A 23194-nucleotide genomic window follows, 5' to 3' on the forward strand; every position below is an offset into this window, starting at 1 on the left:
ACCAGTCATGACCACTGTCCACGAGCCCACCGCGTCCGATGCGGCGACGAAACCTGATATCCACACCACCGCAGGAAAGCTCGCAGACCTGCGCAATCGCCAGGCGGAGGCACAGCACCCCGTAGGGGAAGCGGCCGTGGAGAAGGTTCACGCCAAGGGCAAACTGACCGCCCGCGAACGCATCACCGCTCTCCTCGACGAGGGATCGTTCGTCGAACTCGATGCACTCGCCCGGCACCGCAGCGTCAACTTCGGCCTCGCCGAGAACCGGCCGGTCGGCGACGGCGTCGTGACCGGCTACGGCACCGTCGACGGCCGCGACGTCTGTGTGTTCTCCCAGGACGCCACCGTGTTCGGCGGCAGCCTCGGCGAGGTCTACGGCGAAAAGATCGTCAAGGTCATGGACCTGGCGGTGAAGACCGGCCGCCCGCTCATCGGAATCAACGAGGGCGCCGGCGCGCGCATCCAGGAAGGCGTCGTCTCACTCGGTCTGTACGGCGAAATCTTCCACCGCAACGTGCGAGCCTCCGGCGTCATCCCGCAGATCTCCCTGATCATGGGCCCCGCAGCCGGTGGGCACGTCTACTCCCCCGCCCTCACCGACTTCGTCGTGATGGTCGACCAGACCAGCCAGATGTTCGTCACCGGACCCGACGTCATCAAGACGGTCACCGGCGAGAACGTCACGATGGAAGAACTCGGCGGCGCGCACACCCACATGGTCAAGTCGGGTGTCGCCCACTACGTGGCCTCCGGCGAGCAGGACGCCCTCGACTACGTGAAGGATCTGCTGGGTTACCTGCCGTCCAACAACCAGGCCGCAGCACCGCGGATGCTCCCGTCCGACCCGATCACCGGGTCGATCGAGGATTCCCTCACCGAGGAAGACCTCGAACTCGACACGCTGATTCCGGACTCCGCAAACCAGCCGTACGACATGCACGAGGTCATCCGTCGCATCCTCGACGACGACGACTTCCTCGAGGTGCAGGCCGAGCGCGCCATGAACGTCATCGTCGGTTTCGGTCGTGTCGACGGCCGCAGCGTCGGCATCGTGGCCAACCAGCCCACTCAGTTCGCAGGGTGCCTCGACATCGACGCCTCCGAGAAGGCGGCCCGGTTCGTGCGCACGTGCGACGCATTCAACGTCCCGATCATCACCCTCGTCGACGTGCCGGGCTTCCTGCCGGGCACCGAGCAGGAGTTCAACGGCATCATTCGCCGCGGTGCGAAACTCCTCTACGCATACGGTGAGGCCACAGTCGGCAAGATCACCGTCATCACCCGCAAGGCGTACGGCGGCGCCTATGACGTCATGGGCTCCAAGCACATGGGCGCAGACGTCAACCTCGCCTGGCCGACCGCACAGATCGCCGTGATGGGTGCTTCGGGCGCTGTCGGCTTCGTGTACCGGAAGCGGTTGCTCGAGGCAGCCAAGAACGGTGAGGACGTGGATGCACTGCGTCTGCAACTGCAGGCCGAGTACGAGGACACCTTGGTGAATCCGTACGTCGCCGCAGAGCGCGGATACGTGGACGCAGTGATCCCGCCGTCGCACACCCGTGGACAGATCGTTTCCGCTTTGCGACTTCTCGAGCGCAAGATGGTGACGCTTCCGCCCAAGAAGCATGGGAACATTCCCCTATGACATCGATCGCCGAGGAAGTTGTGTCCACGGAATTCTCTGCCGACGACACCCTCACCATCACCGACGGTGTGAACGGCTCGGAGGCGAACGGTGCGGCGCCCGAGAGCACCACCATCCAAGCGTCTACAACCTCCGAGTCGGCCACTCCGACCGAGGTCGGGGAGCCTTTCGTGCGGGTGGTCAAGGGGGCGCCCAGCGACGAGGAATTGGCTGCCCTGGTCACCGTGCTGGCCTCGGCTGCTGCGTCGGGCGCACCGGACCCTGGATCGTCTCTGCCTCCGGAAACCTGGGGTGACCCGGTTCAGATGCATCGCACCAACGCACCGTTCTCGCCGTACTCGTTCGCCAACGGCAACTCACACCGACGTTGAGGTTCGTCCTCGCCTCCGCCTCGCCGGCACGGTTGTCCGTCCTGCGCAGCGCAGGCATCGAACCCGTTGTGATCGTCTCCGGTGTGGACGAGGATGCGCTCATCCGCTCGCTCGGGCCAGGCGCGCAGCCGGAGTCCGTGGTGACCGAGTTGGCGCGGGCCAAAGCTCGCGACGTCCTCCCGCGAATCGGTGAAGGTGAGTACGCAGATGCCGTGGTCGTCGGCTGCGATTCGATGCTACTGATCGACGGCGAGCTACAGGGAAAACCCTTGACCGTGGACGTGGCACGCATGCGGTGGAAGGCGATGTCGGGACGTCACGCAACGCTGCTGACCGGGCACTGCGTGATCCGCACCGAGAACGGCCGAGTCGTGAACGAAGCAGCCGAATGCAGTGGTACGGTCGTGCATTTTTCGACTCCCTCGGATGCCGACCTCGAGGCCTACCTCGCTACCGGGGAGCCGCTGCACGTTGCCGGTTCGTTCACGCTGGACAGCCTCGGCGGCTGGTTCGTCGACCGGATCGAGGGCGATCCGTCGAGCGTGATCGGGATCGGGTTACCGCTCGTCCGCCGACTTCTGGGGCAGGTCGGCGTCGGTATCGCCGAGTTGTGGCGCGACTCCCCCGTCCTCTAGTTCCGCATCCACGAACCGATTGCGTCGAGGCAAGGTCAGCGACAGCAGTCCGATGGCGACCGCCACCGCCGAAATGATCCACAACACCCACCGCTCGGCCTGCAAGAACGCTTCGCCAGCCGCGCTGCGTGTCGAATCCTTGGCCGCCGCCACCGCGTCATCGAGGATGTCCTGTTGTGCAGGTGTGGGATCTTGTGCCGCCGGGCCGGCTCCTGCCGACAGGTCACGGCATTGCTCCGGCACCTTCATCGGCGACGTCGAGCCGAGTTGTGCAGTGGCGCAGTCGACGAACTTCTGCTCGATCTGCGGTACGTACGCAGTTGGCACCCCCTCCGCCTCGAGCTGAGCAACGAGCGCAGGCCGCTGATCCTGGACTGCCGGGGCGGACTCGGCTGCGACGAGGTTGAAGAACACGACGCCGATCACAGCCAGGCCGATAGAGCTGCCCACCTGCTGCACCGTCGGCAGCAGACCCGACACCGATCCCGCGTTCTCGGGGCGGACCGTCGCCAGGATGGCGGTTTGCAGCGGTGCGACGAACAAGCCCAGTCCGGCCCCTCCGATGAAGAGCGGCCCGGCCAGCGCCAGCCACCTCGGGTCGGTTCCCTCCTGCTGCAGGATCCACGACAGACCGACGAGGGAGCCCGCGAACAACGTCATACCGAGTGGCAACACGAGATTGCCGATACTGCGGTAGACGCTCGACGACACCAGAGCCGCGAGGCCGGTACCCAATGCCCACGGCAGCGTCATGACACCGGCGTGCAACGCGGTGAATCCGAACCCGAACTGAAGCGTCAGCGAGATGGTGAAGATGAGCGATGTCAAAGTACCGAAGAACACGAATGCCAGTACGGCGCCGATGGAGAACGCCCGATCTCGGAACAAATGCAGACGCAGAACCGGGTCGCCCCCGCGCTTGCCGAGCCACCATTCATAGATCACGAATCCGACGAGGACTGGGATCGAACACAAAAGCATCGCGACGATCGGCGCCGGCCATCCCCGTTCGCGACCCTCTGCGAGGGGGAAGATCAGCAGGAACAACCCCAGCGCCGACAGCAGTGCGCCACCGACGTCGAGCCTGCGGACGCCCTCGGCTCTGGCATCCACCAGATAGAAGTAACCGAGGACGAGAGCGGCGAGACCGATCGGCAGGTTGACGTAGAAGATGAGACGCCATCCCCACTGGAAGAGGTCCCATTCGATCAACAGGCCTCCGAGGAGCGGACCGGAGATGGTCGCCAGGCCGATCGTTGCTCCGTAGATCCCGAACACACGCGGGTGTTGCCGCTTCGGGAACAGTCCGGAGATGATTGCGAACGTCTGCGCCGACATCGATCCGGCGGCGAGGCCCTGGAACGCACGGGAGACCACGAGTTCGGTGGGGGTTTGTGCCAAACCACAAAACAGTGAGGCCAGCAGGAAGACTGCGAGCGCGGTGAGGAACACCCTCCGCCGCCCCAGGAGGTCACCGAGCCGCGCGGCGGTGATCAGCGAACACGCGAACGCCAGGGTGTAAACACTGACCATCAGAAGCTGGGCCGAAACGGAGGCACCGAGGTCGATTGCGATGCTGGGGAGCGCGACGTTGACGATGGTCGCGTCGAGGAGTTGCATGAATACGGCAACGAGACTGGTAGCGAGGCCGAGCCACGGTGTCCAACGACTCATGGCCTCACTGCGCTGTGTCTGCATTGGGTCAGGCTAGTACGGGTACGGCGATAGCAGTTGTCCGCGTTACAGGAGTGTGAGCAACGTCAAAGCCGAAAAATGGTACTGGAAGAATCCGCAGCACAGGGGGCTTTATCGGCCAACTTGACTTGCCCGGAATTGGGCTGTAATCAGGTTTCCTGCTCGAGTTCCCCGCGCGGACTTGCGTCCGTTGCCGCATTCTGATCATGAGCGCGTACCGCCACCGACCACCACACGATCGCAGGAGTCGCCAGATGGACTTGAACTTGATTACCCACTGGAATCCGGAGCCGGGAAGGGTCGTCGAGTGGAAAGTCAGTGAGCGCAGCGCGCAGGCGGCGGCGGAGGCTCCGGTGGATCCGGCACCCCCCACGACCATGCAGGAACGCCACCTTCGACGTTCCATGCTCGCGGCGAACAACGGCGAGGTGCAATCACCCTGGATCGGTATCGCCTTCGACTTTCCCGGCCGTCTCGATGCCGACGCGATGACACGGTCGCTGCACCGTTATCTGCTCCGTCACGACACGTTGCACAGCTGGTTCTCGGTCGAGAATCCCGATGCCGACCCGACCGACAAGGCGAATCCGATCCGGCGTCACGTCGTCCCACCGGAATCGATCGAACTCCAAGCGATACCGGGCGAGGTCCTGGCCGACTCGATACAGGTGCGCGACCACATCGCCGACCGATTCGCGACAGAGACGAGCGCACTGGGGTGGCCGGCCTTCGTGTTCGGCGTGATCGAGCACTACCACGTACCCCCTGAAGACGAGAGCTTCACGCTCTTCCACGCGATCGATCACGCCCACACGGACATGCAGTCGATGATCCTGATGTTCGCGGAGATCCGCATCATCTATCAGGCCGAACTCGCCGGCGTCGAACCGGAGTTACCGGTGCCGGGAAGTTACATCACCTACAGCCGGCAGGAGCGTGAACGCGCAGCAGCCCTCACGCTCGAATCACCGGAGGTGCACGGCTGGATCGGACACCTCACCCGCAACGGCGGGTCGTTCCCGAGCTTCCCGCTCGACCTCGGCGCGTCCGACGAACCCAAGCCGGCAATCGGCAGCCGCTTCGACCTGGCAGACGCCGACGAGTGCGAACGATTCGGCGCGGTATGCAAGGCCCACGGTTCCAACTTCATCGGCGGGGTCTTCGCAGCACTGGCCATCACCGAGCACGAACTCGCCGGACGCGACCGGTACATGGCTCTCTCTCCGATCGGCACACGGAACGCCCCCGAATACTTCTGGTCTCAGGGGTGGTTCATCAACCTCATCCCGGTCGGATTCGAGATCGCCGACACGGGCAGCTTCACCGAACTGGCAGCGCGGGCACAGGACGCCTACCGGTCGGGCAAGGCTCTCGGTGAGGTATCTGTCCAGCAGGTCATCGACACCGTGAGCGCAGCCGCCGGCCCGGAAGCTGTGGCCGGCCACGCCACGCTCACACCTCCGCCGATCGTGTCCTACATCGATGGTCGGCGCCTGCCCGGCACCGACGACTACGTGCGCACCAAGGCGACCGGCCTGGTCGGCGGCAAGGCCACTCAGATCACCTCGATGTGGGTCAACCGCGTCCTCGCAGGCACCTGGTTGGCAGTCTCGCACCCGGACACACCCGAAGCACACGAATCCGTCACCGCGTACGCGGAACGGATCTCCACGATCATGAAGACCGTCGCCCGCGACGGCGACTACCGCTTCACCCCCGAGGCACCGTCCGACCACGACGCACCGGAGGCGACACCATGCACGTAACCTCGATCGATCGCTACATGCTCGAGCCCGGCGAGATCACCGAATGGACCGTCTCCACCGGTCCCGGCTCGGTGGAGAAGTCCGCCGTACCACCGTCGTACAACCAGCATTTCCATCTCGAGACCGCCCGCACCCACGGAGTGGGCCGCAGCGTGTGGATGGCCGCGGCATTCGATCTGCCCGGGACGCTCGACCGCGATGCACTCTCGCGTGCACTCGAGTTCTTCGTACGCCGGCACGACACCCTGCAGACCGGCTTCGAAGTGGTCGACGACCGACTTCACCGCTTCGACCTCGATCCCTTCGACATCGCGTTCGTCGCATCCGATCCGGTCCACACGACGTCGGCCGAGGAAGTCCGCGAGCATCTCCGCCACCGGTTCACCACAGTGTGCGACCCTCTGACGTTCCCGGCGTACGTCTTCGCCACGATCGAACGTGATTCGCACTACACGGTGGTGAGCGCATTCGACCACACGCTGGTGGACGGGTATTCCCTCGTCATAGCACTCGGTGAGCTACGGCAGATCTACGAACGTTTGATGGGCAGCGCCGAACGGGGAACGGCCACCGAGGACGAGATCAACGAGGAGTTGGGCGATCCCGGAAGCTTCCTGCGCTACTGCGAACTCGAGTCGGTTGCTCCGGTGACGAATATCGACGACCCGCGGGTGCGGGAATGGGCTCGATTCTACGGACGCAACGGTGGAACAGCGCCCAGCTTTCCTGTCGATCTCGGTGTGGAAGCCGGGAAGCCGGCACCGCAAGGCGCCGACGTTCGGCCGCTCGCAGATGCCGAGCTCACCAGCCGTTTCGAGGAGATCTGCCTCGACTCCGGCGGCAGCCTGTTCACCGGCCTGCTCACCGCGATGGGGTTGGCGGTGCACTCGATCACCGGCACCACGCGCATGCCACTGCAGTTTCCGCTGCACACCCGGCAGGACCCGCAGTGGGCCAACGCCCTCGGCTGGCTCACCACCAGCGCGCCGCTGACCGTGGAGATCACTCCCGACGGCGACTTCCAGTCGTCGCTCGCACACACACACGCGTCGTTCCGGAAGGCGCTCACACTCAAGGGCGTATCGATGGCGCAGGTACGCGAAGCACTCGGCGACAAGTATCACCGCAGCCGCACAGATGTGTTCATGGTGTCGTACATCGACTATCGAAGACTCCCCGGCACCGACGACCACGACGAACTGAACGCGCACCACATCAGCAACGTCACGGTGGCAGACGACGCCCAGTTCTGGATTTCGCGAACCAACAACGGGCTGGCGCTGCGATCACGGTTCCCGGAGACGCCGACTGCCCGGCACAGTGTGTCGCTGTTCCTGGAAACACTGCAGAAGGTGCTCGTCGACGTCTGCGAGCACGGCGCCACCCCCGTCGCAGAACTCACACGAGAACTCGATCTGGCGGCAATCCGTTCGACGTGACACCCGCCCGGCGAACTCATCTCGCGGCGTCCGCCTAGACTTGGTGTCACGATCGTCAAACCCACACCGAATCTCCCTCAGGAGTCAGCCTCGTGCCCGTAGCGCCAGACCCCACACCGTCGTTCGCCGAATACGCCCACCCCGATCGCCTCGTCTCGACCGAATGGTTGTCGGCGAACATCGGCGCCCCAGGATTGAAAGTGGTCGAATCGGACGAGGACGTACTGCTCTACGACGTCGGGCACATTCCCGGTGCCGTGAAGATCGACTGGCATCTCGACCTGAACGATCCGGTCACCCGCGATTACATCGACGGAACCCGGTTCGCGGAGTTGATGAGCCGCAAGGGCATCTCGCGTGACGACACGATCGTCGTCTACGGCGACAAGAGCAACTGGTGGGCCGCGTACGCGTTGTGGGTGTTCACCCTCTTCGGGCACAAGGACGTTCGCCTGCTCGACGGTGGCCGGGATGCGTGGTTGGCCGAAAACCGTGAAACATCCTTCGATGTTCCGGTTACGTCCCCGACCGACTACCCGGTGGTCGAGCGTGCGGACGCGCCGATTCGCGCGTTCAAGGACGACGTTCTGTCGCACTTGGGCAACGGTCCGCTCATCGACGTTCGCTCGCCGCAGGAGTACACGGGCGAGCGCACGCACATGCCCGACTACCCGGAGGAAGGCGCCCTCCGCGGCGGTCACATCCCGAGCGCCGAGAGCATTCCGTGGGCGAAGGCCGCGGCACCGGACAGCCGGTTCCGTACTCGTGCGGAGCTGGACGAGATCTACGGCAGCCTGGCTCCGAACGACGACATCGTCGCCTACTGCCGGATCGGTGAGCGATCCAGTCATACCTGGTTCGTTCTCACTTACCTCCTCGGTTACGAGAGTGTCCGCAACTACGACGGCTCGTGGACCGAGTGGGGCAACGCGGTTCGAGTGCCGATCGTGAAGGGCGAAGAGCCCGGCGACGTTCCAGCCGCAGGCTGACGAGAAGTCGACGAAGAAGTACAACCATGACTGAAATGCCCGAGTCCCCGGCCGAGATCCCGGAATCCCTTGTCGAGATAATCGACGACTTCGCAGCCGTCGGCGCGTCGGACAAACTTCAGCTCCTCCTCGAGTTCAGCCGGGAACTGGCTCCGCTTCCTGCCGAACTCGAGGAGGCGGCGATGGAACCGGTCCCCGAATGCCAGTCGCCGCTCTTCCTCGCGGTCGACGACTCCGATCGCGACAAGGTGCGATTGCACTTCAGCGCGCCGGCTCAGGCGCCGACCACCCGCGGGTTCGCATCAATTCTGTATCAGGGCCTGGACGGGCACAGCGCGGCCACGATCCTCGCCGTGCCCGACGACTTCTATGCGAACCTCGGCCTCGCGGACGCAGTCAGCCCGCTGCGCCTGCGCGGAATGTCAGCGATGCTCACCCGAATCAAGCGGCATCTCCGCAGCTGAAAACTAGAACGTGTTCACCCAGGTGAACCAGTCGGTACCAGCAGTGCGTCCGTCCACGCGTCGAGCTACCGGCGAGTAATGACGAGCCGGTTACAGGGCGCACAATCGCGGTGCTTACACTCCGATGTGACGCCCATAACCATCACTCGGTGATGCTCCCCAGAGGACCACTGCCGCTTAGAGATCATGAGAACCACAGGAGGCTCAGTGCCCAGCCATGCCAGTGCGCACATAACGAAGGTTCTCGTCGCCAACCGCGGCGAGATCGCGGTCCGTGTCATCCGTGCGGCCGCCGACGCCGGGCTCACCAGTGTCGCCGTCTACGCCGAACCCGACGCCGACGCGCCGTTCGTGCGTCTCGCCGACGAAGCCTTCGCGCTCGGCGGCCAGACCTCGGCCGAGTCCTACCTCGTGATCGACAAGATCATCGACGCAGCGAAGAAGTCCGGCGCGGATGCGATCCACCCCGGCTACGGCTTCCTCTCGGAGAATGCCGACTTCGCGCAGGCCGTCCTCGATGCCGGTCTCATCTGGATCGGTCCCTCGCCGCAGTCGATTCGCGACCTCGGCGACAAGGTCACCGCCCGTCACATCGCCGAACGCGCCAAGGCTCCGATGGCGGCAGGCACGAAGGACCCGGTCAAGGATGCGGACGAGGTCGTCGCGTTCGCGAAGGAGTACGGCGTACCGGTCGCCATCAAGGCGGCCTTCGGTGGCGGTGGCCGCGGCATGAAGGTCGCGCACACCATCGAGGAGATTCCCCACCTGTTCGAATCCGCCACCCGTGAAGCCGTGGCAGCATTCGGTCGCGGTGAATGCTTCGTCGAGCAGTACCTGGACAAGGCCCGCCACGTCGAGGCGCAGGTCATCGCCGACACGCACGGCAACGTCGTCGTCGCCGGTACCCGCGACTGCTCGCTGCAGCGTCGCTTCCAGAAGTTGGTCGAGGAGGCCCCGGCGCCGTTCCTCACCGACGACCAGCGCGCTCGCATCCACGAGTCGGCCAAGGCCATCTGCCGCGAGGCTCACTACTACGGTGCGGGCACCGTCGAATACCTCGTCCAGGGCGACACGGTGTCCTTCCTCGAAGTCAACACCCGTCTGCAGGTCGAGCACCCGGTCACCGAGGAGACCGCCGGCATCGACCTGGTTCGCCAGCAGTTCCTCATCGCCAACGGCGAAGAGCTCACCATCAAGGAAGACCCCACCCCGCGCGGCCACGCCTTCGAGTTCCGCATCAACGGTGAGGACGCCGGTCGCGGCTTCCTGCCCGCTCCGGGCCCGGTGACCAAGTTCGAGCCGCCGTCGGGCCCCGGCGTCCGCATGGACTCCGGTGTCGAGAGCGGCAGCGTGATCGGCGGCCAGTTCGACTCGATGCTGGCCAAGCTGATCGTGTACGGCGCAACCCGCGACGAGGCACTCGAGCGTTCGCGCCGCGCCCTCGCCGAGTTCAACGTCGAGGGCCTGGCAACGGTCATCCCGTTCCACCGCCACATCGTGTCCAACCCGGCCTTCATCGGTGACGGTGAGAAGTTCGACGTATACACCAAGTGGATCGAGAACGACTGGGAGAACCCGATCGAGCCGTTCACCGCGGGCGAGCCTCTCGACGAGGACGAAGCGCTGCCCCGCCAGAACGTCGTGGTCGAGGTCGGTGGCCGTCGCGTCGAGGTGTCGCTGCCCGGCCAATTCTCGCTCGGCAACGGTGGCGGCGATGCCGGCGCGGTCCGCAAGAAGCCGAAGTCGCGTAAGCGCGGCGGCGCCGGCGGAGGCGCGGCGTCCGGTGATGCGGTGACCGCACCCATGCAGGGCACCGTCGTGAAGGTCGCCGTCGAGGAGGGCCAGGAGGTCGCCGAGGGCGAACTCATCGCCGTCCTCGAGGCCATGAAGATGGAGAACCCGGTCAACGCGCACAAGACCGGTGTGGTCACCGGCCTGGCCGTAGAGCCCGGCGCAGCGATCACCCAGGGAACGGTCCTCACCGAGATCAAGTAGCAGCAGACGTACCCACTCTGCGCGCCGTGCGACATACCGTTGCACGGCGCGCAGCCATCTCTCAGGAGCTGACATGGAACCCGTCGAGGTCAACGCCGGTGGTTGGTATCTGCGGGCGCTACGCGCGGACGAGCGCGTCGACGACCGCCCTGCACTCGCCGACGGCGACATCACGGACCCCGAGTACGTGAGCCGCAGGTGGGCGCAATGGGAGTCCGACGAGCACTATTCGTGGGCGATCTGCCAACCGAACACGGGCGAACTACTCGCCGAGGTCGGTATCACCCCGGACGGCGACACCGCGATCCTCACCGGCTGGGCACGCAGCGGCCACGACGACGCACTCGAGGCGGGGTCTGCCGCCGTCACCCGTTTCACCGAGGGTGCGCTGGGACTCACCGTTCGCCGGTGACCACCAGCAGCTCACGCAACCGCGCCTGCCCGTCCGCGTCGATACCGAGACCGTCGCCGAAGTAGTTCTCGATGGTCCCGAAGTGTTCCGTCATCGCGTTGAGGGCAGCGTCGAGGTACGACCTCTGCACACCGAGCACCGGTTTCAGCAAGACCGGGTCACCGCCTTGCGCCGCGAATGTGTCGAACACGTTGGAGAGTGCCGACAGGAGCAGCTCGTTGGTGAGCAGATAGTCGTCGTAGACGTCGTCCTCGTCTACCCCGAGCAGCAGGAGCAGCGCCGCGGTCGCCCAGCCGGTGCGGTCCTTGCCGGTCGTGCAGTGCACGAGGGCAGGAAGATTCTCGTGCATCGACAACCCCGCGAACAGCGTTCGGTATGCGTCGATCGCGCTGGGAAGAGTCACGAAGTCGCGGTAACTGCCTTCGAAGTACCGTCCAGCCTGTCCACCACCGAGTTCGGTCTCCGCAATCGTCGGATCCGCAACCACCCGCAACATTTGCGCGGTGATCGCCGAGCCTCCCCTGCCCGCCAAGACGTCCAACACCACCGGATTCGCCCCGGCCGGGAGCTTGTCCGGTGCGCGCTCGCGCTCGACTGCGGTCCGCAGGTCGTACACCGTCGCGATACCGAGTGAGGCTACGACGGGCGCGTCCACGTCGGATACCCGACTCAGGTCGGTCGAGCGATACAGGGCGCCGGTGCGCACGGTCCCACCCTCGCGTGTGCGGTAGCCGCCGATATCCCGACAGTTCGGGACCGAGGCGAGAGGAACGAGCCTCCGCGAGGCGAGACCGGGCCGGGAAGGGTGAGTCACCCCTCGACGGTACCGCGCAGCACGCGCTCCACCGCATCGATCACTGCGTCGAGTTCGGTGGTGGTCACGTTCAGCGGCGGCCGGAAGCGAATCCCACGGGCGCCGCCAGGTAGGACGAGCACGTGCTCGTGATCGCGCAGTTCGGTCACGACTCGGTCCCGGTCGGCACCTGTCGTGAAATCGATCGCGCACATGAGTCCACGTCCCCGCGGTTCCACGACGGCAGGCCATTTCACCGCGAGCGCGCGCAGTCGGTGCAGGAAGTGGACGCCCGTCTTACGTGCGTTCTCCACGAGTCGGTCTCGCTCGATCACTTCGAGAATCCGCCGTGCTCGCACCATGTCGGTGAGGTTCCCGCCCCACGTCGAATTGATGCGCGAACTGACGCGGAACACATTGTCGGCCACCTCGTCGACGCGTCCGCCCGCCATGATTCCGCAGACCTGCGCCTTCTTCCCGAACGCCACCACATCGGGGCGAACCCCGAATTGCTGATACGCCCACGCGGTTCCGGTGAGCCCACATCCGGTCTGCACCTCGTCGAAGACGAACAATGCGTCGAACTCCTGACAGAGTGCCTGCATCGCCTGGAAGAACCGCGGCCGGAAGTGGTGGTCTCCGCCTTCTCCTTGAATCGGTTCGGCAACGAAGCAGGCGATGTCGTCCGGGTTATCCTCGAACGCTGTTCGCGCCTGCCGCAACGCGCGCGATTCGGCTTCGTCCATGTTTCGGCCGGTGGCAATGTAGGGCGCCTCGATTCGGGGCCAGTCGAATCTGGGGAACCGTGCCACCTTTCCCGGTTCGGTGTTGGTTAGCGACATCGTGTAGCCGGTCCGCCCGTGGAACGCTTCGGTCAGGTGCAGCACCTTGGTACCGAAATCGCGGCCGAGTCCGCGGCTCTCGTTGAGCCGACTCTTCCAGTCGAATGCCACTTTGAGTGCGTTCTCCACCGCCAGCCCACCGCCGTCGACGAAGAACAGGTGCGGCAGTGCGGGGTCGCCGAGAACGCGCACGAAGTTGTCGACGAAGCGCGCCATGGGGACCGAGTAGATGTCGGAGTTGCTCGGCTTGTTGACGGCCACCGACGCCAGTTCCGCACGGAACGCGTCGTCGTGCGCCAGCGCCGGGTGATTCATCCCGAGCGCCGAGGATGCGAAGAACCCGAACATGTCGAGATATTCGGTTCCGTCCCGAAGATCGAACAGGCGCGTTCCGTGGGAACGTTCGAGGTCGAGAACCAGGTCGAAACCGTCTACCAACATGCTTCTCGACAGGATGTCGTGCACCGACGCGGCAGAGATACCAGATCCACCGTCGTCGGCCGGGGTGTATCGGATCGCGGTACTCATATCCCGAGGTTAAGTCAGATTTACTGCCATATCCACCTATGACAGAAATAGTTACAGCAGAGTTGCTATCTGTCGTAAAATGTTTGCAGAATGATGGTGCTGCGCGTATGCACGTTCGCGGTGGCCCTGATCTGCTGAAGCAACTGCTCGAGCTCACGCGGCGAAGCGACACGCACCATGAGCACATAGCTCTCATCGCCCGCCACCGAATGGCACGCTTCGATGGCGGACAAGTGCCGTAAACGGGCCGGCGCATCGTCCGGCTGCGACGGATCGAGAGGGGTGATGGCCACGAAAGCCGACAACCCCTGCCCTATCGCGTCCGGATCGACTTTGGCGGTATACCCACGAATCACCTTTCGCGATTCGAGCCGACGCACCCGCGACTGCACCGCCGAGACCGACAAGCCCGCCTTCTCCGCAAGCACCGCCAGGGTGGCACGCCCATCGGCCACCAATTCGCGCATCAGTACACGATCGATGTCGTCCAACGCTGCGCCCGCTCCGCCGTTCCTGGATGATTCGACCACCAGCGCAGGCTAGCCCAGCGTCGGCGGAACATGTTCGAAACCTGACAGGTCCACCCAAGAAAGGTAGGAACCATGACAGCCACCGGACCGGAAGTTCTCCGCGAACGCGCCGCGAACGCACTATCACGATGCGGCGTCGAAACATCCCCCAGCGCTGATGCTTCCGCCGCGATCATCGCACGAAGTCCCATCGACGGATCGGAGCTTCGGGCCGTCGCGATCGCAGACGCCGCCACTGCGGACGCAGCCGTGACCACCGCTCACCACACCTTCCTGCGGTGGCGCACCGTTCCCGCACCCCAGCGCGGAGCCCTCGTCCGCAGGCTCGGCCAGTTGCTCACCGAGCACAAGGACGATCTTGCGGAACTGGTGACGCTCGAAGCCGGAAAGATCACGTCCGAAGCACTCGGCGAAGTGCAGGAAATGATCGACATCTGCGAATTCGCCGTCGGCCTCTCCCGGCAGTTGTACGGGCGTACCATGGCATCCGAACGCTCCGGACACCGCCTGATGGAGACCTGGCACCCACTGGGCGTGGTCGGCGTCATCACCGCATTCAACTTTCCCGTCGCCGTCTGGTCGTGGAACACCGCCGTTGCCCTCGTCTGCGGCGACACTGTCGTCTGGAAGCCCTCCGAATCGGCGTCCCTCACCGCACTCGCGTGCGACGCTCTACTGCGGCGGGCAGCCCGCGACGAGGGCGCGCCCGAGGGAATCCACCAGCTCGTACACGGCGGGACCGACGTCGGCGAAATGATCGTCGACGACCCGCGAGTCGCGCTGGTGAGCGCGACCGGTTCGGTGCCGATGGGCCGTGCGGTCGCGCCTCGCGTTGCCGCACGATTCGGTCGTTGTCTCCTCGAACTCGGCGGAAACAACGCCGCCGTCGTCGCCCCGTCCGCAGACCTCGACCTGACCGTGCGCGCAATCGTGTTCTCCGCTGCCGGAACCGCCGGACAACGCTGCACTTCCCTGCGCCGAGTGATCGTCCATTCCTCGATCGCGGACGAACTCGTGAGTCGTATCGTGGCCGCCTACGCACAGCTACAGGTCGGAAACCCATTCGACGACGGAATTCTGGTCGGCCCACTGATCCGCGAATCCGCCTACACCGCCATGCAATCCGCACTCGACGAAGCCGTTACCGAAGGTGGCAACGTCGAGTGCGGTGGCGACCGGGTAGACGTCGCCACCGGAGCAGGTGGTTGTTACGTCACGCCCGCGGTGGTGCGAATGCCGGCGCAAGCGGGCATCGTCCGCGAAGAAACATTCGCACCCATTCTGTACGTGATGACCTACGAGGACTTCGACGAGGCGATCGCGCTACACAACGCCGTCCCCCAGGGGCTTTCCTCGGCGGTCTTCACCCTCGACCAGCGCGAGGCAGAACGTTTCCTTGCCGCCGACGGCTCCGACTGCGGGATCACCAACGTCAACATCGGAACCTCGGGCGCCGAGATCGGCGGCGCGTTCGGCGGCGAGAAGGAGACCGGCGGCGGGCGCGAGTCCGGCTCCGACGCATGGAAGACCTACATGCGCCGGGCCACCAATACCGTCAACTACTCGACGGAACTGCCACTCGCCCAGGGTGTCGAGTTCACCTGATTCACGACGGCACCGGGTTACGCTCGTGCCGTGACCGACTGGCCCGAACTGGCGGTGGAGCTTGCCGAGAACGTGCTGTTCCCGGTGGCCGACAGCGTCGATGTGGACGGTGAGATTCCGGCGAGTCATTTCGACTCCTTGGCTGCGGACGGGTTCTACGGTCTCACCGCACCGGATTCCGGTGTCACCCGAAGCGTTCTGGTCGAGGTCCTCGAGACGCTGTGTGGTGGTTGCCTGGCAACCACATTCACGTGGATGCAGCACCTCGGGGTCCTCGCCCGCGTGGCCGGAAGCGAGAACGTCGCCATGAGGGAGTCCTGCCTGCCTGGTCTGGTCGCGGGCGAGGTGAGAGCCGGCGCCGCCTTCACGGGTGCTGTTCCGGTACCTCCGACGCTCTGGGCACGCCGTGTCGACGGCGGATACGTGCTGGACGGGGTGTCGCCGTTCGTCACCGGTTGGGGACTGGTGGACGTGTTGCAGGTTTCCGCACGCGACGAGTTCGACGATTCCGTCGTCCATGCACTCCTTCCCGCCATCGATGGACCCGGGATCACCGCCGAACTGCTGCCGCTGATCGCGGCCAACGGCAGCAAGACCGCTCGGCTGACGTTCGACGGCGCCGAGGTGCCGGACGCGTCGGTGAGCGGGGTCGAGAGTTCCGAGTCGTTCGGTGACAGCCAATTGTTCGGACAGTGGATGACCGGTTGTCTGGCGATGGGCGTGGCGCGTCGATGTATTCACGAACTCAGCGATCTCGGAGCCCACGTCGACCCACTCGAGGAGCAGACGTGGCACGTTCGCCGCGACCTGGACGCCGCCCTCGAACGGAACGTCGATCTCGCCGAACCGCGGGCCCAAGCATCGGAGTTGGCCGTGCGTGCGGCCGCAGCACTTGTGACCGCAACGGGAAGCTTCTCGATCGTCGGCAGCAACACCGCCGAAAGACTCATGCGTGAGGCAACTTTCACCATGGTTGCGGCAGGCCAACCGGCGATCAAGACCGCACTCCTCGCTCGCCTTTCCCGCGGCTGACCCCTCCCCTGGTGAACGAATGGGACTTCGGTCCCGTCAGACCGGACGGACGTTCCGTTCGTGCGGACGAAATGTGTCGGTGGGGCCGTCTAACGTCGTGCGGCTGTCACCGATACAGCCCCGATTTCCGGGCGGAGACAATTTCGAAGCGAGCCCGCAATGCCCCGCATCACCTTCGTTCTGTTCGTACTCGTGACCGTCGGACTTCTGTTCGTCATGCGCCCTGACACAGAACCAGTCGCGGCACCCACCGATGCCACCGCGTCCGCAGCCGACCGATTCTTGACCGTGTTGGCCACTCATGACCTGGTGTTCGAACGCAACGATTCGGCCGTGGCCGTCGGCAGCGCCGTGTGCGGCGCCCTCGATCGTGGCGTCACCCCGTCCCACACGGCCGCGTTGCTCGTATCGACGCTGCCCCTGGTGGAGCGGGAAGCCCAGTTGTTCATCCTGACCTCGGTCGACGCCCTGTGCCCACACAATCGAGGGCGATGAGTGCCGACGTGTCGCAGGCCCGGTGCAGTATGGACGTGTGACCGATGTACTCGGCAGGTTCTCTGCCGCCACGAGGGAGTGGTTCGAAGGCGCTTTCCCAGCGCCCACGGCCGCACAACTCGGCGCGTGGGATTCCATCGCCAGCAGGTCGAACACCCTGGTGGTAGCGCCGACTGGATCAGGCAAGACGCTGTCGGCCTTTCTGTGGGCACTCGACCAACTGGCCTCGGCCGAGCAGCCTTCGAAGAAGACGAAGGTCCTCTACCTCTCCCCGCTCAAGGCGTTGGGTGTCGACGTCGAGCGCAACCTCCGAGCGCCCCTCGTCGGAATCACACAGACCGCCAAACGTCTCGGTCTCGCACCTCCGGAGATCTCGGTGGGCGTGCGCTCCGGCGACACACCACCCGCTGTGCGCCGGACCTTGATCAGAACCCCACCCGACATCCTGATCACCACACCCGAATCGCTGTTTCTGATGCTGACATCAGCGGCCCGCGAGACACTCACGGAAGTCGACACGGTCATCGTCGACGAGGTGCATGCGGTGGCCGGCACCAAACGCGGAGCGCACCTGGCGCTGTCGCTGGAACGTCTGGACTCTCTGCTCGACACCCCTGCACAACGCATCGGGTTGTCGGCAACGGTGCGGCCGCGTGAAGAGGTAGGTCGTTTCCTCTCCGGTTCGGCTCCCATCCGCGTCGTGGCACCACCCGCACCGAAAACGTTCGAGATCACCGTGCAAGTTCCGGTGGAGGACATGACAGAACTCGGAATCACCGAACCCGACAACGATTCGTCCTCTCCCACTCCGCAGGCCGGGTCCATCTGGCCGCACGTCGACGAACAGATCGTCGACCTGATCGAGGCGCATCGATCGTCGATCGTGTTCGCCAACTCTCGCCGGCTTGCCGAACGCCTCACTGCCCGCCTCAACGAGATCCATGCCGTACGCGGCGGCGCCGAGGTGAACACGCATCCGAAGCCTGCCTCGCAGTTGGGTACCCCATCCGAAGTCAATTTCGGCACCGAACCACTGCTGGCTCGCGCCCATCACGGTTCGGTCAGCAAGGACCAGCGCGCGATGATCGAGGACGACTTGAAGTCCGGCCGCCTACGGTGCGTCGTCGCGACGAGCAGCCTCGAACTCGGCATCGACATGGGCGCTGTCGATCTCGTGATCCAGGTCGAGGCACCACCGTCCGTGGCGAGCGGACTCCAGAGGGTGGGTCGCGCCGGCCACCAGGTGGGCGAGATCTCACGCGGCGTCGTCTTCCCCAAACACCGCACCGATCTGGTGCATTGCGCCGTCACGGTCGAACGCATGGTGTCCGGAAAGATCGAAGCACTGGCGGTTCCGACCAATCCGCTCGACATCCTGGCGCAGCACACGGTGGCCGCCACTGCACTCGAACCGATCGACGTCGACGACTGGTTCGACACCGTGCGGCGCAGCGGCTCGTTCGCCACACTCTCCCGTTCGGTTTACGAGTCCACACTGGATCTGCTGGCCGGTCGATATCCTTCCGACGAGTTCGCCGAGCTTCGTCCTCGACTCGTCTGGGACCGCGATGCCAATACGCTGACCGGACGCCCAGGCGCGCAACGGCTTGCGGTCACGTCCGGTGGCGCAATTCCCGATCGCGGATTGTTCGCCGTGTACATGGTGGGTGAGAAGGCCTCGCGAGTAGGCGAACTCGACGAGGAGATGGTGTACGAGTCCCGGGTCGGGGACGTGTTCGCTCTCGGCGCCACCAGCTGGCGGATCGAGGAGATCACCTTCGACCGCGTGTTGGTGAGCCCCGCATACGGATTACCGGGGCGACTCCCGTTCTGGCACGGCGACGGCCTCGGCCGTCCCGCCGAACTCGGCGAGGCCCTGGGCGGGTTCCTTCGCGAGATCTCGCTCGGCCACGAAACGGACGTTCGGGAACGGTGCGCCAGCGGCGGACTCGACGACAACGCCACCAACAACCTGATGCAACTCGTCGCGGAACAGAAGACTGCCACAGCACACGTTCCCACCGATCGCACACTCGTGGTGGAACGGTTCCGGGACGAACTGGGCGATTGGCGCCTGATCCTGCACTCCCCCTACGGTCAGCGGGTTCACGCACCCTGGGCATTGGCGGTCAGCGCGCGATTGAACGAACGGTTCGGACTCGATGCCAACGCGACCGCCTCGGACGACGGCATCATCGTCAGGCTGCCGGATACGGATGACACACCGCCCGGCGGTGCACTGTTCGCGTTCGAGCACGACGAGATCGAGGAGATCGTCACCGAACAGGTGGGTGGCTCTGCTCTGTTCGCCTCGCGCTTTCGCGAATGCGCTGCCCGGGCGTTGCTGCTTCCCCGGCGAAACCCGGGCAAACGCGCACCGTTGTGGCAACAACGCCAACGCTCGGCGCAACTTCTCGATGTCGCACGGCGCTACCCGACGTTTCCGATCCTCCTCGAGACGGTTCGCGAATGCCTGCAGGACGTCTACGACCTTCCGGCTCTGAAAGATGTTCTCGCCCGTCTCGGTCGCCGCCGCATACGGATGGTGGAGGTGGAGACGCAGACACCCTCACCGTTTGCCGGCGCCCTGCTCTTCGGATACGTGGGCGAGTTCATGTACGAGGGCGACAGCCCCCTCGCGGAGCGGCGGGCCGCTGCCCTGTCGCTGGATTCGGCATTGCTGTCCGAGCTGTTGGGCAGAGTGGAGCTTCGCGAACTTCTCGATGCGGACGTCATAGATCAGGTGGAGCTCGAATTGCAACACCTCGTTCCCTACCGGAAAGCACGAGATCTGGAGGGCGTCGCGGATCTTCTGCGCATTTTGGGGCCACTCACCACCGCCGAGGTTCGCGCACGTAGCGTTGCCGACCCCGAACCCTGGTTGCGCGAACTCGTCAGTGCACGACGTGCATTGAACGTGTCCTTTGCCGGCACCGAATGGTGGACCCCTGTCGAGGACGCTGCCCGGCTCCGTGACGGCCTCGGCGTACCGCTCCCCATCGGAGTGCCGGCCGCGTTCATCGAACCCGTCGACGACCCGCTCGGTGACGTGATCAGCCGCTATGCACGCACCCACGGTCCGTTCACGCTCGATGACGCCGCAACCAGATTCGGTATCGGAACCGCCGTCGCACGTGACGTCCTTGCGCGGCTCGCGCACGACAAACGTGTGACGGAAGGCGAATTCAGACCTTCGGCCAACGGAAGCGAATGGTGTGACGCAGAGGTTCTGCGGCGATTGCGCAGGCGTTCACTCGCGGCTGCCCGGCAGGAAGTCGAGCCTGTCAGCACGGCCACGTTGGGGCGGTTTCTGCCGGGGTGGCAGCATGTCGGCGGCACACTTCGCGGTATCGACGGCGTCGCGACGGTCGTGGAGCAGCTCGCAGGGGTGCCCGTTCCTGCTTCCGCGCTCGAGTCACTCGTGCTGCCTGCCCGTGTCGCCGACTACGCGCCGACGATGCTGGACGAGCTGACTGCTACCGGTGAGGTGGTGTGGTCCGGTGCGGGAACCATTTCCGGGAAGGACGGCTGGGTACGGTTGCAGCCGGCCGACGCCGCACCGTTGACACTGACCACCCCACCCGAATCCGATCTCACCGACCTGCAGCAGCGTGTGCTCGACGCACTGTCGGGCGGTGGTGCGTTCTTCTTCCGGCAACTCGCCGAGGTGGTCGAACCGGGCCCCTCTGTCGCCACGGATGACGCAGCACTCGTCGCCGCTCTGTGGGATCTGCTGTGGCTGGGACACATCACCAACGACACCCTGGCACCGCTGCGTTCGCTACTGTCCGACACGTCACGCGTGAGCACGAGTCACCGCTCGCCTCGGCGGACACCACGGTCGCGACCGTACCGAGGGATGGCACTGCCGTCGCGCGGTGGACCTCCGACCGTGAGCGGACGATGGTCGGCACTACCGAGTGTCGAGTCCGACCCCACCCTCCGTGCGAGTACCACCGCCGAAATATTGCTCGAACGATACGGCGTCGTCACGCGTGGATCGGTGATCAACGAGAACGTGCCCGGTGGTTTCGCGTTGATGTACAAGGTTCTCGGCACCTTCGAAGACAACGGGCGGTGCCGTCGAGGCCATTTCGTGGACACCCTCGGCGGCGCACAGTTCTCGACACCGCACGTCGTCGATCGCCTTCGCGGTTACTCGGATTCCCTCGATTTCAGCCAGAACGACCTGTCGAGAACAGGGGGCAACCACACCGCCGGCCGCGCGATCACGCTTGCGGCGTGCGATCCGGCGAACCCGTACGGGGCGGCGCTGCCGTGGCCGGGACGCCCCGATACTCGATCGGCCCATCGTCCGGGCAGGAAGGCGGGCGGTCTGGTGGTATTGGTGAACGGCGAGCTCGTACTGTTCGTCGAGCGCGGCGGCCGTACCGTTCTCACGTTCTCCGACGATCCCGGGGCTCTGCGTATTGCGGCCTCGAGCCTCGCGGGGGTGGTCAAGCGCGGAGGGATCGACAAGATCGTGGTCGAGAAGGTGGACGGCGACACCGTGCACGGTAGTGGTTTCGCACCTGTCCTCACCGAGGCCGGGTTCTCCGCCACCCCCCGTGGATTCCGATTACGGTCCTGACAGCTCGAGGTTCGGGCACCACGTCACGAGCCCAGCACGTTCGTCGGTGGGCCGAGCGGAGGCGGCGTGCGCGTTCGTCGTCGTCCGAACAGCCACGCGACACCGTCGGGTATCCACAGCACGGCAGCGGTCGCGATGGTCAGCAGGTACGTCGGCGCGACCAGCGGCAGCACGAGGCATCCGAGCACAGCGACCGGAAAGTCTCTGCGCCAGAGCAGAGCCGACAGTATCGGCAACACGAGCAGGCCGAACGCAACTGCACCATGCCCGCTCCACACCGCCCAGGGAACTCCCACCACCCAACACAACATTCCGAGTACGTGCTGCGCGATCAGGACGTAGCGCCGAAAGCGCGTGAAGTCCCAGTGCCTGCCGACTTCCACTCCGACCCAGAACATCAAGCTTCGGAACTGTCCGACCCCCTCGTCCAGGAGTGCGAGTCGGAAGAGTTCGTCAGCGCGGCGCCGTAGACGCATCCCGTCCACCCCGGCTTCTCGCGCTCGGCGGCACAGGTCGTCGTGCAGCACCGCTGGAAGCAACTGGCGGCCGTACGGGGTGAGCAGACCCCGCAGCGGTGCCGGTACGGACGCCAGGTCGGTACGCAGCGTGCAGGGCATGCATCCAGGCACTTCGACGACGGTGTCGCCGTGGACGTACACGAAGGAGTCTTCGAGCTGGAAGTACTTGTGACCGAGCACGCGAAGACGTGGCTGAGGTCTGCTGGTATCACTCACCGATGCCTGAAACGGCATATTGGCCTCACCTCCGGTCGGACCGATTCGCCTCCATCACCAGATTTACGCAATGCGTCACCAATTGTGTACGCGACGCGGCGATCGCGTTGTCCAAATAGCCGATGAACAGATTCGTCAGGGCCCCGACGAGACCGACCGCGACGAGTTGCTTCTCGACGTCGTCCTCGATGGACGAAAGTTGACTGTGCACGAGACCGACGAATCCGGGCATCAGTTCGAGTCCACGTCCACCGAGCGCGGGCTCGGACATCGGCGCGACCAGGAGTACCCGTCCCATTGCAGGGTCGTCGACCATCAACTTCACGAAGGCGTCCACCGCAGCTTCTGCCCGCTCACGACCCGGTCCCGCCGCGGCGACAGCAGCCAGCAGGGCGCCGCGTCCCTTCTCGCCGACGTCTGCGTACACGGCCCGGACGAACTCGTCCCGGTCCGGGAAACTCTCGTAGAAGTACCGTTCGGTCAAGCCTGCCGCACGACATACGGCCCGCACGCTCACGGCAGGTCCTCCTGGAGCACCGAGTAACGCAACCCCATTCGAGAGCAACGATCGTCTCCGCTCCTCGCGACGTTGTTGCAGCGTCGTCACCGCACACCTTCCCTTCGGCTACG

At 65.0% G+C, this 23194-nt stretch carries 19 protein-coding genes; 13 read left to right on the plus strand and 6 right to left on the minus strand.

Annotation, left to right across the window (positions count from 1 at the left end; all coding sequences use genetic code 11):
• The first annotated feature begins 7 nt into the window (after positions 1-7).
• From ACZI8Q_RS15630 to ACZI8Q_RS15640, 3 genes are read left to right on the plus strand one after another with little or no spacing between them, the layout of a single operon-like run.
• Complete coding sequence (locus tag ACZI8Q_RS15630; protein WP_463374466.1) at positions 8-1648, plus strand: acyl-CoA carboxylase subunit beta; 1641 nt, start codon at positions 8-10, stop codon at positions 1646-1648.
• Entirely contained in the window at positions 1645-2019 is a 375-nt protein-coding gene (locus ACZI8Q_RS15635; protein ID WP_463374467.1) for an acyl-CoA carboxylase subunit epsilon, read from the plus strand. Before ACZI8Q_RS15630 ends, ACZI8Q_RS15635 begins: the two co-directional genes overlap by 4 nt.
• Positions 2016-2654 (plus strand): Maf family protein, encoded by a 639-nt coding sequence (locus ACZI8Q_RS15640; RefSeq protein ID WP_463374468.1) that lies wholly within the window; start codon positions 2016-2018, stop codon positions 2652-2654. The genes ACZI8Q_RS15635 and ACZI8Q_RS15640 overlap by 4 nt, the downstream gene beginning before the upstream one ends.
• Here ACZI8Q_RS15640 and ACZI8Q_RS15645 read toward each other — a convergent pair.
• Entirely contained in the window at positions 2577-4352 is a 1776-nt protein-coding gene (locus ACZI8Q_RS15645; RefSeq protein WP_463374469.1) for an MFS transporter, read from the minus strand. The two genes, ACZI8Q_RS15640 and ACZI8Q_RS15645, sit on opposite strands and share 78 nt — an antisense overlap.
• 251 nt (positions 4353-4603) lie before the next feature.
• Between ACZI8Q_RS15645 and ACZI8Q_RS15650 the strand changes: the two genes are divergently transcribed.
• The 6 genes from ACZI8Q_RS15650 to ACZI8Q_RS15675 all read left to right on the plus strand — a co-directional run bounded on the left by ACZI8Q_RS15650 (position 4604) and on the right by ACZI8Q_RS15675 (position 11414).
• A complete protein-coding gene (locus tag ACZI8Q_RS15650; protein WP_463374471.1) occupies positions 4604-6115 on the plus strand; it encodes a condensation domain-containing protein in 1512 nt (503 codons plus the stop codon).
• Positions 6106-7554, plus strand: a complete 1449-nt coding sequence (locus tag ACZI8Q_RS15655; RefSeq protein WP_463374473.1) for a condensation domain-containing protein — start codon at positions 6106-6108, stop codon at positions 7552-7554. Before ACZI8Q_RS15650 ends, ACZI8Q_RS15655 begins: the two co-directional genes overlap by 10 nt.
• 92 nt (positions 7555-7646) lie before the next feature.
• On the plus strand, positions 7647-8543 hold the full coding sequence (locus ACZI8Q_RS15660; RefSeq protein WP_463374474.1) for a sulfurtransferase: 897 nt from the start codon (positions 7647-7649) through the stop codon (positions 8541-8543).
• A gap of 35 nt (positions 8544-8578) precedes the next feature.
• Positions 8579-9007, plus strand: coding sequence for a SufE family protein (locus ACZI8Q_RS15665; protein WP_463374500.1), 429 nt, complete (start codon positions 8579-8581; stop codon positions 9005-9007).
• Positions 9008-9214: 207 nt separating this feature from the next.
• The gene (locus ACZI8Q_RS15670) at positions 9215-11002 is read left to right on the plus strand and encodes an acetyl/propionyl/methylcrotonyl-CoA carboxylase subunit alpha (protein ID WP_463374475.1); all 1788 of its coding nucleotides are present in this window, start codon (positions 9215-9217) and stop codon (positions 11000-11002) included.
• Between the two features lie 73 nt (positions 11003-11075).
• Positions 11076-11414, plus strand: coding sequence for a hypothetical protein (locus tag ACZI8Q_RS15675; RefSeq protein WP_463374476.1), 339 nt, complete (start codon positions 11076-11078; stop codon positions 11412-11414).
• On the opposite strand, the gene ACZI8Q_RS15680 is transcribed toward ACZI8Q_RS15675, so the two are convergent.
• The 3 genes from ACZI8Q_RS15680 to ACZI8Q_RS15690 form a co-directional block, all read right to left on the minus strand.
• Positions 11398-12228 carry a tyrosine-protein phosphatase gene (locus ACZI8Q_RS15680; RefSeq protein WP_463374477.1) on the minus strand — a complete coding sequence of 277 codons (831 nt, stop codon included), beginning with the start codon at positions 12226-12228 and terminating at the stop codon, positions 11398-11400. The two genes, ACZI8Q_RS15675 and ACZI8Q_RS15680, sit on opposite strands and share 17 nt — an antisense overlap.
• Positions 12225-13577, minus strand: coding sequence for an L-lysine 6-transaminase (lat, locus tag ACZI8Q_RS15685; protein WP_463374478.1), 1353 nt, complete (start codon positions 13575-13577; stop codon positions 12225-12227). The genes ACZI8Q_RS15680 and lat overlap by 4 nt, the downstream gene beginning before the upstream one ends.
• Positions 13578-13642: 65 nt before the next feature.
• A complete protein-coding gene (locus tag ACZI8Q_RS15690) occupies positions 13643-14107 on the minus strand; it encodes an Lrp/AsnC family transcriptional regulator (RefSeq protein ID WP_463374479.1) in 465 nt (154 codons plus the stop codon).
• A gap of 72 nt (positions 14108-14179) precedes the next feature.
• Here ACZI8Q_RS15690 and amaB point away from each other — a divergent pair, with 72 nt between their 5' ends.
• The 4 genes from amaB to ACZI8Q_RS15710 all read left to right on the plus strand — a co-directional run bounded on the left by amaB (position 14180) and on the right by ACZI8Q_RS15710 (position 21830).
• The gene (gene amaB / locus ACZI8Q_RS15695) at positions 14180-15712 is read left to right on the plus strand and encodes an L-piperidine-6-carboxylate dehydrogenase (protein WP_463374480.1); all 1533 of its coding nucleotides are present in this window, start codon (positions 14180-14182) and stop codon (positions 15710-15712) included.
• Between the two features lie 30 nt (positions 15713-15742).
• Positions 15743-16744, plus strand: coding sequence for an acyl-CoA dehydrogenase family protein (locus ACZI8Q_RS15700; RefSeq protein ID WP_463374481.1), 1002 nt, complete (start codon positions 15743-15745; stop codon positions 16742-16744).
• A gap of 159 nt (positions 16745-16903) precedes the next feature.
• Positions 16904-17239 (plus strand): DUF732 domain-containing protein, encoded by a 336-nt coding sequence (locus ACZI8Q_RS15705; protein WP_463374482.1) that lies wholly within the window; start codon positions 16904-16906, stop codon positions 17237-17239.
• A gap of 37 nt (positions 17240-17276) precedes the next feature.
• Positions 17277-21830: an ATP-dependent helicase gene (locus ACZI8Q_RS15710; RefSeq protein WP_463374483.1), complete on the plus strand. Its 4554-nt coding sequence runs from the start codon at positions 17277-17279 to the stop codon at positions 21828-21830.
• A 23-nt stretch (positions 21831-21853) separates the two neighbouring features.
• Here the strand turns inward: ACZI8Q_RS15710 and ACZI8Q_RS15715 are convergent, their stop codons facing one another.
• Together ACZI8Q_RS15715 and ACZI8Q_RS15720 are read right to left on the minus strand one after the other, a co-directional pair.
• Positions 21854-22582, minus strand: a complete 729-nt coding sequence (locus ACZI8Q_RS15715; RefSeq protein ID WP_463374484.1) for a DUF1353 domain-containing protein — start codon at positions 22580-22582, stop codon at positions 21854-21856.
• A 7-nt stretch (positions 22583-22589) separates the two neighbouring features.
• Complete coding sequence (locus tag ACZI8Q_RS15720) at positions 22590-23171, minus strand: TetR/AcrR family transcriptional regulator (protein WP_463374485.1); 582 nt, start codon at positions 23169-23171, stop codon at positions 22590-22592.
• Positions 23172-23194: the final 23 nt, after the last annotated feature.

Source organism: Rhodococcus quanlei (assembly GCF_055231015.1).